The sequence below is a fragment of the Arthrobacter sp. NPDC057009 genome, assembly GCF_042673905.1.
Taxonomy (GTDB): domain Bacteria; phylum Actinomycetota; class Actinomycetes; order Actinomycetales; family Micrococcaceae; genus Arthrobacter.
Genome location: NZ_JBHUSB010000004.1, coordinates 43,616 through 55,773, shown reverse-complemented (window position 1 = coordinate 55,773; position 12,158 = coordinate 43,616). Strand labels below are relative to the sequence as shown.

Annotated in this window: 8 protein-coding genes; 1 reads left to right on the top strand and 7 read right to left on the bottom strand. The window is 68.0% G+C overall.

The window, feature by feature from the left end; translation table 11 throughout:
* The first annotated feature begins 183 nt into the window (after positions 1–183).
* Positions 184–1,566: a Na+/H+ antiporter NhaA gene (nhaA, locus tag ACFTR6_RS05935; RefSeq protein ID WP_377957225.1), complete on the top strand. Its 1,383-nt coding sequence runs from the start codon at positions 184–186 to the stop codon at positions 1,564–1,566.
* A gap of 16 nt (positions 1,567–1,582) precedes the next feature.
* On the opposite strand, the gene sufU is transcribed toward nhaA, so the two are convergent.
* From sufU to ACFTR6_RS05900, 7 genes are all read right to left on the bottom strand, one after another.
* Complete coding sequence (gene sufU, locus ACFTR6_RS05930) at positions 1,583–2,032, bottom strand: Fe-S cluster assembly sulfur transfer protein SufU (RefSeq protein ID WP_076798337.1); 450 nt, start codon at positions 2,030–2,032, stop codon at positions 1,583–1,585.
* Between the two features lie 42 nt (positions 2,033–2,074).
* Complete coding sequence (locus tag ACFTR6_RS05925; protein WP_087872721.1) at positions 2,075–3,400, bottom strand: SufS family cysteine desulfurase; 1,326 nt, start codon at positions 3,398–3,400, stop codon at positions 2,075–2,077.
* A 468-nt stretch (positions 3,401–3,868) separates the two neighbouring features.
* A complete protein-coding gene (locus ACFTR6_RS05920; protein ID WP_377957224.1) occupies positions 3,869–6,592 on the bottom strand; it encodes a LuxR C-terminal-related transcriptional regulator in 2,724 nt (907 codons plus the stop codon).
* Positions 6,570–9,308, bottom strand: a complete 2,739-nt coding sequence (locus ACFTR6_RS05915; RefSeq protein ID WP_377957223.1) for a LuxR C-terminal-related transcriptional regulator — start codon at positions 9,306–9,308, stop codon at positions 6,570–6,572. The genes ACFTR6_RS05920 and ACFTR6_RS05915 overlap by 23 nt, the downstream gene beginning before the upstream one ends.
* A 175-nt stretch (positions 9,309–9,483) precedes the next feature.
* Complete coding sequence (pth, locus tag ACFTR6_RS05910; protein WP_076798340.1) at positions 9,484–10,068, bottom strand: aminoacyl-tRNA hydrolase; 585 nt, start codon at positions 10,066–10,068, stop codon at positions 9,484–9,486.
* A 120-nt stretch (positions 10,069–10,188) separates the two neighbouring features.
* Positions 10,189–10,803 carry a 50S ribosomal protein L25/general stress protein Ctc gene (locus ACFTR6_RS05905; RefSeq protein WP_076798341.1) on the bottom strand — a complete coding sequence of 205 codons (615 nt, stop codon included), beginning with the start codon at positions 10,801–10,803 and terminating at the stop codon, positions 10,189–10,191.
* Positions 10,804–11,175: 372 nt separating this feature from the next.
* Positions 11,176–12,156: a ribose-phosphate diphosphokinase gene (locus ACFTR6_RS05900; protein ID WP_076798342.1), complete on the bottom strand. Its 981-nt coding sequence runs from the start codon at positions 12,154–12,156 to the stop codon at positions 11,176–11,178.
* Positions 12,157–12,158: the final 2 nt, after the last annotated feature.

The window sequence follows — 12,158 nt, the reverse complement described above, 5'->3', positions numbered from 1 at the left end:
CCCGCCCGCGACCCTATTGGCCCCCCACTACTGGTCTCTGGCCCCCCGTGGCCGGGGGTTTCCTAACCCCGGTTTCGACACGCCAGGCCAGCGGACCCTTGCCAGTGGGATATGCTGGCTACTCATGGTGCGCCGGGAAGTCTGGTCGGCAATACGTTAGCCGACCCCTCGCGAGGAGCTTCAGTGCCCAAGCCGTCCTTCCCTTCCCGCAAGTTTCCCTCCCCCAGGTTTCCGGTATTCAGCCGCACCACCTACCCTGAGTACCTCCGCATTGCCGCCATCCTCCGGACCGAGACCGTGGGCGGTGCACTGCTCCTGGTGGCCACGGCCGCCGCCCTGATCTGGGCCAATTCCCCCGCCGCGGACGCGTACTTCGGGCTGCGTGACCTGAAAATCGGCTACGAGCCCTGGCACCTGCAGCTGAGCGTGGGCCACTGGGCTTCCGACGGACTGCTCGCCCTGTTCTTCTTCATTGCCGGCCTGGAGCTGAAACGCGAGTTTGTTTCCGGTGACCTGCGCCGCCCGTCCCGGGCGGTTGTCCCGGTAACGGCCGCAGTGGGCGGCGTCGCCCTGCCGGCCATCATCTATTCCATCATCGTCTGGAACCAGGGTGCCGAGGCCCTGAGGGGGTGGGCGATCCCCACCGCCACCGATATCGCCTTCGCGCTGGCAGTGCTCGCGGTCATCAACACCCACCTGCCGTCAGCGCTGAGAACGTTCCTGCTCACCCTCGCCGTGGTGGACGACCTGATCGCCATCGGCATCATCGCCTTCTTCTACTCCTCCGGGCTCCAGCCTGCCCTGCTGCTCGCCGCGCTCGTTCCGCTGGCGCTGTTCGCCTGGCTGGTTCAGAAGCGGATCAGCCACTGGTTCCTGCTCCTGCCGCTGGCGGCGGCCACATGGGCACTGGTGCACGCCTCCGGCATCCACGCCACGGTGGCCGGCGTGCTGCTCGGCTTCACCGTCCCGGTCGCACTGTCACGGCGGGAGCGCCAGGCAGGCACCGCCGCCCACAGCAGCGCCCACGGCGTCACTGACCACGCCGGCGGAGCCGGCATGGCCGAACGCCTGGAACACAAGCTCCGTCCACTTTCTGCCGGCTTTGCGGTTCCTGTATTCGCGTTCTTCTCGGCCGGCGTGGCGATCGGCGGCACCTCGGGGCTGGCCTCCGCCTTGACCGATCCCGTGGCCGTGGGCATCGTGACCGCGCTCATTGTGGGCAAGGCCCTTGGCGTCTTCGGTGCAACCTTCCTCGTCACGAAAACCACACGGGCGCAGCTGGACGCCGGGCTGAAGTGGGTGGACGTCGCCGGCCTGTCCCTGCTGGCCGGCGTCGGCTTCACGGTCTCGCTGCTGATCGCTGAACTGAGTTTCGGGCAGGGATCTGCCCACGACGACCACGCAAAAGTTGCCATCCTGGCCGGTTCGCTGACCGCTGCGGTGCTGGCCGCCGTCGTCCTTAAGGCCCGGAACAGGCACTACCGGCGCCTGGAAGCGGAGGAGGCAAGGGACGACGACGGCGACGGCGTCCCGGATGTCTTCGAACGGTCCGAAAAAGACCGGTAGGGCTGAAGACGTGCCGTCAGGCAGCCTGGTTCAGGGCGTCCTCGGCTGCGACCCAGGAGATCATGGCGCACTTCACCCTCGCGGCGTAGCGGGCCACGCCCTCGAAAGCGGCGGCGTCGCCCAGGATTTCGGGGTCGGCAGGGATCTTCCCCCGGGACCGCAGGACGTCCCGGAAGTTCCCGATCACGGAACGGAGTTCGTCCACGCTCATGCCCTCGGCCAGCTCGCTCAGCACGGAGGCGGAGGCCATCGAGATCGAGCATCCCGCCCCGTCCCACGCCAGCTGCTTCACCGTGCCGTGGTCCACCGCCACGCGGAGGGTGACCTCGTCGCCGCACACGGGATTGAGCTGGTGCGACTGGCCGGTGGACGCGCCGTCCGGAACAGCAGTTGCGGCCAGCCCGCTGCCGTGCCGGGCCTTGGAGTGGTCCAGGATGATCTGCTGGTAAAGCTGGTCGAGGCTCATGCTCAGGTACCTGTCGTTGGGGAACGGTCTGGTTTCCGGGGGCTAGGCCCGGAAGTACGCGCGGACTCCGGATACTGCATCCAGGAATTCGTCCACGTCGTCGGTGGTGTTGTACAAGTAGGCGCTGGCGCGGGTGGTGGCCGTCAGTCCAAGGCGCCGGTGCAGCGGCTGGGCGCAGTGGTGGCCCACGCGGACGGCGATGCCGCGCGCATCAAGGAACTGGCCGACGTCGTGCGCGTGGACACCGGCAACGTCAAAGGCCGCCAGGCCGATGCGGTCCTGGCCGGCGGCCGGGCCCAGCACGCGGATGCCGTCGATGGCTTCCAGGCCCGCCACCATCCGCTGGCCCAGCTCGGACTCCCAGCGGTGCACCCGGTCAATCCCGGTTTCCGTCAGGTAGTTGACCGCGGCGGCCAGCGCCACGGCCTGCGAGATCTTCTGGGTCCCTGCCTCGAACCGCTGCGGCGCAGGAAGGTACTCCGCCCGTTCCATGGTCACAGTGGTGATCATGGAACCGCCGGTCAGGACCGGCGGCAGCACATCCAGAAGCTCCTGCTTGCCGTACAGCACACCAACCCCGGTGGGGCCCAGCATCTTGTGGCCGGAAAACACGGCAAAGTCGACGTCCAGCTGCTTGACGTCCAGTGCAAGGTGCGGCGCCGACTGGCACGCATCCAGCACCACCAGTGCACCGGCCCGCCGGGCGAGGGCGACGAGGTCGCTGACCGGGTTGATGGTTCCCAGCACGTTCGATGCGTGGGTGAAGGCCAGCAGCCGGGTCCGCTCCCCCACGATGTCCGCGGCCTCGTCCATCCGGAGCGCTCCGGCGTCGTCCAGAGGGATGTGCCGCAGCGTGGCACCCGTCCGGTAGGCCAGCTCCTGCCAGGGGATCAGGTTTGCGTGGTGTTCCATTTCGGTGACCACGATTTCGTCCCCGGGTCCCAGGGCCAGCTCCCGCAGCCGGGAGTCGCCGCGTCCCTGAGCTGCCCAGAGCGCAGCGTTGGACAGCGCATAGCTGATGATGTTCAGGCCCTCCGTGGCGTTGGAGGTCCACACGATTTCCTCGTAGTCCGCCCCGACAAAATCGGCTACGGTCTGCCGGGCGTCCTCGAAGACCTCGGTGGCCTCCACCGCAAGATGGTGGGCTCCGCGGTGCACGGCTGCGTTCCGCTGCTCGTAGAATTCCTGTTCCGCTTCGATCACGCTCAGCGGATTCTGCGATGTGGCGCCGGAATCCAGATAAACCAGTGGGCGGCCGTTAACCGTCTGGTTCAGCACGGGAAAGTCGTTGCGGATCCGCAGGACCTCGGCATTGTCCATCGCGGACAGGGCGCGCGTCAGCGTGGTCGGCGTGGATACTACGGCCAATGGGACTCCTTGGGTGCCTCGGGGTACCTCTCAATTGTCCCACAGCGGCTTTGCCTGCAGCATGGCGCACACTAAGGGCGGCCCTCGTCGCTGCGGGCCGCCCTATCATGATGCCGGAAAGCCGGCGGATATTTGTTTTGCGATTTCTTCACTTTTAAGGACCGGCGACGGCTGGGGGGAGAGCCTCGGTCTCAGAAGGCTCTGACGTCGCCGGCCCCGCCTTGCCCGGACCCGAAAGGCCGGAAATCTGGGTGCGAGACCTGATAAATCTGGTGGCAGCTTCGGGGGGAGATCAGCCCTGCTTCCGCTGCCACTATTAGTAAATCGCGTACGGGCGCCCGCGGCATCAGTACTCGGTACTCGTTTTTCTGAGTACTTAACTACTGGTTCCCGCAGGTGGCGCGATCCGGCCCGGAACCGCGCGGAATGTACCCGGCGGGGCCCGGAAAAAAATAAGTTCGGGAAGCGCTACTTCTTGGGAAGGGCAAGCGCGAGCTCGTCGCGGCGGCGGACGCCGAGCTTGACGTAGCTGCGGTACAGATGCCCCTCCACGGTCCGCACGGACACCATCAGCTGCTGGGCGATCTCACGGTCCGACAGGCCCTGCACCGCCAACTCCACGATGTCCCGTTCGCGGCGGGTCAGGTGGACACTGGGGACGGAGGCAACGAAGGGACTTTCCCGGAACCGCTCGCCGAGCTCCTGGTCGCATTTCTCCCGGTGCGCGATCGCCTGGCGGGCGCGGCGCCGCTCCCCCGCGGCGTCCAGCAGGGCGCCGGCCCTGGCGTACCCCTCGCGCGCCAGGTTCACCAGGCCAGCCTCCTCCAGGGCGGCCGCAGTTTCCATGAGGGTGTCGGCGTCCTCGGAAGCCCAGGCCTGGGCCAGCTGGCGCCAGCCGGCCGCCCAGCGGCCTTCCACGGTGGCTGCGAGGGAGGCGAGCTCCTTCGCCAGCGAGCGTTCGCCGAGGTCGGAGCAAAGGATCAGGCATTCCAGCCTGGTTCCGGGATGGTTCGCTACGAACTCGGACGCCGCGAGCTCGCGGAGCCTCTCCAGCCCGGTGCCCTTCCGGTCGAGGTATTCGGCCGCGGCGGCGGCATAGGCCTCCGCGACGGAGTCGCAGCCGGGGCCGCTGGCGTGCCGGGCGGAGATGAAGTCCTGTTCAAGCCGCTTTGCCTGTGCGGTGTCGCCCAGGCGGGCGGCGGCATAGAAGGCAAGCGACGAGCCGAACCTGAACTCCTGCAGCGGATCATTGATCCGGAGCGCCTCAACCGCGGGCAGGAGGACCTGGTACGCGCGCTCCAGCTGTCCCTGCCGCAGGAGCCCGAGGCCGCGCAGCGCCTGGATCCCGCCGCCGAAGGTCGAGACGCCTTCGGTGCGCTCCGCCGGATAGCCGGAAAGCTCATGCTCGGCGGACTCCCAGTTGCCGGCCGCGAGGGTGCTGAGTGCCAGCCGGGTCAGGACAAACTCGTTGAAGAAATACAGGCCGCCGTTGAGCGCCGGCAGGAAGGGTCCGGCGGCCGCGGCGGCGGTATGGGCCTGGTGTGACCGGCCGGCGGCAACCAGCGTCTGGGCAAGCAGCGCCTGCCCCACGGCGTGCTGGGTGGCCTCGACAGCCGATGCCGTGTCAGGATCCGGTGTCCCGAGCGAGGCAATGACAGCCGCAATGCCTTCGTGGTCGCCGCTGGCCGCCATCTCCAGCAGCCCGTGGATCCGGTCCTGCCAGGAGTCGTCCGGCGGGATCCCGGCCTCCTTCAGCTGGCGGCGTGACTCCTCCCTGAGCAGCGGCACGGACATTCCCAAAGCCATGTGGGACGACGCCCTGAGCATCAGCACCTGTGGGGCTTCCGGGTCCCCGGCCAAATCGAGCCAGCAGCCGTCAAGGAGTTCTGCGGCCTCGCGGTACTTGCCTTCGTTGAAGTGGGCCCGCGCGGTGATGGAGAGCGCCTTCGCCTGCAGCTCCGGGGCCCGCACGTGATCGGTCATGAGCCGTGCGCCGGCGTTGTTGAACGTGCCCGCGGCCAGCAGGCCGGCATTCAGCAGGTCCAGGTCGGGCACCTCCAGGCCGCATTCCAGCGACCATTCCACCAGCCGCAGCCTGCCCTCGGCACTGGCGCCCGCCGCCGCCAGGTGGGCGTCAAGCTTTTGCCGCAACTGCAGGCTCCGCGAGACCGACACCTGCCGCCGCGTCGATTCGCCCAGGATGGCGTACGCGAGCCGCAGCTCGGATTGCGTCGCGGCTGACTCGGCCACCACCTGGTTGTCCAGCAGGGAACGCACGACGCCGGCGCCGCAGACGTCCTCTATCAGGCGCCTGGGCACGGGCTCCGCCAGGGCGATCACCTTGAGCGCATCCTGCTCCTCCGGCGTTCTGCGGAGAAGATCCTTGACCACCAGGTCCGAAAGCTGAGGCCCGTCAGCCGGCAAGGGTCCGAGCAGCACCCAGATCCCGTTGCGCTGGACCAGGGTTCCGGCGGCCGTTGCGTCGTTCAGCAGGCAGGCGAGGAGCTGCGGGTTGCCGCCCGATGCAGACCACAGCGACTGGACGGTGCTGACGGGAACGGTCCCCTGGAGAGTGTGTTCCACCACTTCCCTGACCTGCTCGCCGTTGAGCGGGCGGAGGTCGATGCGTTCGGCCAGGCCGTCATACCAGAGCTGGTTCAGGGCCGCGGGCAGGCCCGGCCGCGGCCGCCCTGCTGCCAGCACCGTGGCCCAGCCGGCCGACGTCATGTCCACCACCATGCTGGCGGTGGCGTCATCAAGGTGGTGGGCGTCGTCCACCACCAGGAGCACGGGGGCGTCCGTGCCGCCCTTGAGGCCGCTGCTGCCCTTCAGCTCCTGGAAGTGGGCCCACACGGCCCGCAGCACCGCGACGGGTGAATCCGCTTCCTCGGGGGCGAGCCCGGAGGTGTAAGGCGCCAGCACCCCGTACGGGACTTTGGCCAGCGAGGAGCTGCCGTGGATCCGGAGCACGGTCATCTCCGCGGCCAGCTTCTCCCGCACCGCGTCCGTGACGGATGTCTTTCCGACGCCGGGACCCGCCATCAGGTAGACGGCCTGGCTGGCGCGGCTGCGGATGACCGTACAGACATGCTCTATCGCTTCACGGCGCCCCGTGAGCTGCCGGCGTTCGGCTTCCGGCTTGGCGCTGCGGCCGTTGGGCGAGGAGCTGTTAGACGAGGCCAGGCAGATCACCTCTGGAAGTCACGCCGAGTTTGGTGAAGACCTGGTACAGGTGCCCTTCCACCGTCCGGACTGAAACGCCCATCTCCAGGGCGATGTCCCGGTTGGACACGCCCCTTCCCGCCAGCCGGGAGATCTGGCGTTCCCGCGCGGTGAGGAGCGGGCTCCCGCTGCTGGGAACAATCGGCAGGCTGGGCACGGTGGCGGTGAGGCTGTCCAGCCGGGCCTGCGCGATGCGGGCAGATGCGGAATCCCCGGAATGGCGGGCAAAATCGACGGCGAGCGCCACGCACCGGGCCTCCACCGCGTCGAGTTCCAGCTCCGCGCACAAATGAGCGCCTTCCAGGAGAACCTTGGCGTCCTTGGTGCGGGTGCCCACGGCGATGAGGCGGGAGATTTCGGCCAGGGTTCCCTGCCGGTGGCCCGCCACGTCCTCCATGAGGCGGAAGTCCTCATCGGTTCCGTTCACGGTCGCTCCGAGCAGGCTGATCCCGGCCAGCGTGTACCGGCCGGCCGCGATGTCACGGTGTGCCGCCGCGAGCAGCCGCTTCACGGCGTCGGTGTCCCCCAGCCAGCGCCCGGCCATGTCGGCGCAGAACTCCGTGACGAACAGGGTGCGGAAGTTGCAGTGGCCGCGGGCGCCGCGCAGCTTGTCGAGGTATTTGTGCGCCTGTCCGGCGTTGCCGATCTGGGCGTAGGCGAAGGCCGTGGCGGCGTAGGCGGCCTGGAGCATGTTCAGCACCGGGCGGAGTTCGAGCTGGGCGACGGCGGACAGCAGCGAGTCCAGCGCCACCGCGCCACGGCCGGAGAAAACGTAGGCGATGCCTGCCGCCAGTTCCGTGGCGGACGTGCGGTAGGCCAGCCGGCGTTCCGCCTGTCCCTTGGGCGGCCCCACGAGTTCCAGGCACCGCTTCCACTGGCCGGCCTGCAGCAGCACGTTGAAGGCCGTCAGCGTGAACCGCTCCCGGAGGCCGGTCAGGGGCCCTGCGTCCGAAAGCTGTCCGCCGACGCGCCGCATCAGCTGGAGGGCGTCCATCTCCCGGCCGACGGCGGACAGGGCGTGCATCAGGAGCAGTGCGGCCTGGATCCTGAAGCCGGGGTCCTTGTTGACCGCCGGATCCACGGCTTCCTCCAGCTCCCCAACCATGGATGCATAGTCACCGATGAAGGACTTGTATTCGAACTCGGCCAGGGTGATGACGTTGGCTGCCGTGCCCAGCGGATCGGGCCAGCTGGATGCCACTCCGGCGGCAACGCCCAGCCGCTGGCGGGCGTCTGCCAGCTCGTCCGGAACCTTGTCGCACAGCTCCGGCAACCACACCATGACCCGGCTCTTGGCTGCCACCACACGGGCGAAGGCCTCCTCCTCGAGCGCGTCCAGCTGCGCCTGGGAAATGTCCTCCAGCGCGGCCATGGCCTGCACCGGCAGGTCGAGCAGCAGGTAGGCGGTTGCCTTGTGCAGCTGCGCATCCACCCAGACGTCGTCGGTCTTCTTGATGCCTTCCACGCAGGAGATCGCGAACCGGGGATCAAAGAGGTGCACCGCCGCCTCCGCCGCGGCCACCGCCATGGCAGGGCTAAGCTCTGCCTGGCATTCCCTGGTCCACGCGGCGAACTCGATCCGCTCCTCCATGCTCATGGCGGACAGTTCGGGTTCGCGTCCGCCCAGCAATAGAGCGCGGAGTTCACGTCGGCGGGAGATGCTCAGCCACGAGCGCACGACGTCCCCAAGGTACTGTTCCCGCACCGAGACCCAGCGGTCCCCGGTGTCGGCGACCGTCAGCAGCCCGGCGTCCTCCATATCGGCCACTATTGCGGTCCCGTAGATTTCGGTCAGCCGGGCCAGCGGGATCCGCCGCGCACACGCGAGCATCTCGATGACCTCGCGCGTTTCCGGTTCTTCCCGGGACCAGCGGGACCGGACAATGTCATCCAGCCCGGCGGCGCCGTCGAGCACCACCCTGTCACGCAGGGTCCAGACGGAATCCGACAGGACGAGGTTTCCTGACTGCTGCTGCTCCGTGACGAGTGCCTTGAGCAGCAGAGGGTTGCCGCCCACGATGGCGTGGTAAGTGCTCACGAGCGAGGCCGAGACGCGGTGGCCCAGCAGCGTCAGCAGCACCTGCCGGGTCTGGAGTTCGTTGAGGTTGTCCAGCCGGACTTCGGTGAGTCTCCGGTCGGTGAGCAGCCAGTGGAAGTCTGCCGGGAGGTCGCTGGTGCTGGGTGCGATGGCGATGACGCGGGCGGTGTGCGTCAGCATGATGTTCAGGATGACGCCGGCGCTCATGTCATCGATCGGGCCGGTGGTGTCCAGGGTGATGATGCAGTCCCGGCCTGCGGCGTCGGACCGGATCAGGGAGGTGATGCCCTGGAGGATGGCGGTTGGGGAGGCCAGCGCCGACTGCGGCAGCCGGGCCATGAGGAAGGCGAGGCAGGCGTAGGAGGTTTGTGAGCCGCTCAGGGGGCTGCGGAGCTGGAGCGACCAGACGTCCGGACCCAGCTCGGCAACGGCGGTGCGCGCCAGTGAGGATTTCCCCACGCCGCGGGCACCGGTGATAACAACGCCCAGGGACTCAGGATCTGTCAGCGCAGTGCGGATGGCTTCGAGGTCTGCGCTGCGCGCGGGAACCGACCATCGTTGGAGGTCCGTTCCGCCCGCGACGCCCGCCGGTCCCGCCAGCACGCCCGCCGTAGACCCACGTCCCCAGCTCAGTGGCTCAATTGACATGAACTTTTCCCTTACATCCCGCCCGGCAGGATAAAGGCCCCATCGCCTCCCCCGCTTAGAAAGTAGACTACCCCGTTACATAGCAGGGATACAGGGCACTGCGTTCACATTTCGCAGACCTTGAGGCGACCTTGAGGGTTCGCGATGTGAGGAGGAAAAGCTGTAGCCTGCGCGGTTAGACCTTGGCGGTGTGAAACTGCTGCTGTGCTGCGGTCAGGCCCTCGCGGATGAGGAGTTCGACGGCGTCGGCGGCGTCATCGAGCAGGAAGGGCAGTTCCTTCTTTTCCGCGGTGCCGAAGTCCCGGAGCACGTAGTCCGCGGTGTCCATCCGGCCCGGCGGCCGGCCGACTCCCACCCGGACGCGGAGGTAGTCCTTGGTGGCGAGGGCCTTGGAGATGTCCCGGAGGCCGTTGTGCCCGCCCTCGCCGCCGCCGATCTTCAGCTTCACAGTATTAAAGGGGATGTCGATCTCGTCGTGGACGGCGACCACCCGGGCCGGCTCGACGTCGTAAAACTTTGCGAGCGCCGACACGGGGCCGCCGGAGACGTTCATGTAGGTACCGGGCTTGGCCAGCACCACACGGGGGCCGCCGATGCCCAGCCGGCCTTCGAGGACCAGGGCCCGGGCCTTGTGCGACTTGAACTTTCCGCCGATCCGGCCGGCCAGCCCGTCCAGCACCATCTGGCCGACGTTGTGCCGGTTGCCGCTGTACTCGGGTCCGGGGTTGCCAAGGCCTACGATCAGCCAGGTGTCAGTCATGAAATCAATCCTAAGGCGGGGGTTTGCACGCATGCGGGGCAGGGACGGCAGTGGCCGGGCCCGCAAAGGACCCGGCCACCGGTCCGCGCGCTATGCGGCGCGGGAAGGGTTGTGCCCGAATTACTCGGCAGCAGCTTCTTCGGCCGGAGCCTCTTCTGCGGCGGCTTCCTCGGCTGCGCCTTCTTCTTCCTCAGCCGGAGCTGCGGCCTCGGAGATGTTGACCACGAGGGCCTCGGCGTCGGTTAGCAGGACGGCGCCCTTGGGGAGCACGAGGTCGCTGGCGTGGATGTGCTCGCCGGCAGCGCGGCCCTCGATGTTGACCTCGACGGCCTCGGGCAGGTGCGTGGCCTCGGCCTCGAGGGACACCACGGTCAGTTCCAGGTTGTGCACGGTGCCTGCGGCGGTCTCACCCACGGTGTGCACGGGAACGTCAACGGTGACCTTCTCGCCCTGGCGGACGGTCAGGAGGTCGATGTGCTCGATGATCTGCTTGATCGGGTCGCGCTGGACGTCCTTGACGAGGGCAAGATGGCCTTCACCGTTGAGGTCCAGGGACAGCAGGGCGTTGGGAACGCGGACTGCCAGGGTGGTGGCCTTGGCCGGCAGGGTGATGTGGACGGGCTCGGCGCCGTGGCCGTAGATCACGGCGGGGATCTGGCCGGCGGCGCGGGCGCGGCGGGCGAAGCCCTTGCCGAATTCGGTGCGTGCTTCTGCTGCGAGCTTCTGCTCAGACATGTGCATCTCCTGGTGGATTGTTGGGTCAGCAAGGGCGGAGGTCTGGAGCGACCTTCAACGCCGGGCGGCCCGAAGGCGGCCCCACCAGAAGGGTGATTCAGACCCAGTCGATAACGGAGACCAGCTGTCCGGTGTACCGCAATTTTGCGGATGTCCGGCGCTCTCCCTCGCCAAGGTATCGGGAAAAAGCTTACCAGTGCCCGGCCCGTTTACTGAAAACGGTCCCCACCGGCTCCCTCAGCTCGCAAGTCCGATCCGGCTCCCTGCCCTCGCGAGCTCGGGCCGGGGCCCTCGCCGGAGCGGCTCCACGCTCAGGGAACCCGGCCGGCGTGGGCCCAGGCTTGCCGGCATGGGCCAAGGCGCGCAGCGCCGTTAGGCGTTGCCGTCGAAGAGGCTGGTGACCGATCCGTCGTCGAACACTTCACGGATGGCGCGGGCAATGAGCGGCGCGATGGACAGCACGGTGAGTTCCGGGAACTGCTTCTCCGCGGGGATGGGCAGCGTGTTGGTGACCACCACTTCGCGGGCGCCGGACTCGGAGAGGCGCCGGGCAGCGGGATCGGAGAAGATCGCGTGCGTGGCGGCGATGATGACATCCTTGGCGCCGGCGTTCTTGAGCACCTGCACGGCGCCGGAGATGGTTCCGCCGGTGTCGATCATGTCGTCGATGAGCACGCAGGTGCGGCCCTCGATCTGGCCTACCACGGTCTTGGAGACGGCCTGGTTGGGGACGGTGAGGTCGCGGCTCTTGTGGACGAATGCCAGCGGCGCGCCGCCGAGGCGTTCGGCCCACTGTTCGGCAACGCGGACACGGCCGGTATCCGGCGAGACCACCGTGATGTTGTCGGCGGCGACCCGGGTCCGGATGTAGTCGGCGAGCAGCGGGATGGCCATGAGGTGGTCCACGGGGCCGTCGAAGAAGCCCTGGATCTGCGCGGTGTGCAGGTCCACGCTCATGATGCGGTTGGCGCCTGCGGTCCGGTACATGTCGGCGACGAGGCGGGCGGAGATGGGCTCGCGGCCGCGGCCCTTCTTGTCCTGGCGCGAGTACGGGTAGAACGGCGAAACCACCGTGATCCGCTTGGCGGAGGCACGCTTCAGCGAATCAATCATGATCAGCTGTTCCATGAGCCAGTTGTTCAGCGGTGCCGGGTGCGCCTGGATGACGAAGGCATCGGTTCCGCGGACGCTCTCCCCGGCGCGCACGTAGATCTCGCCGTTGGCGAAGTCGTAGGCGTCCAGAGGCAGCAGTTCCGTGCCCAGCTCCTTGGCGATCTCCCGGGCAAGCTCGGGGTGTGAACGCCCTGCGGCGAGCACCAGTTTCTTCTCGCCGTGAGCCGTAATTTCGGTCATGG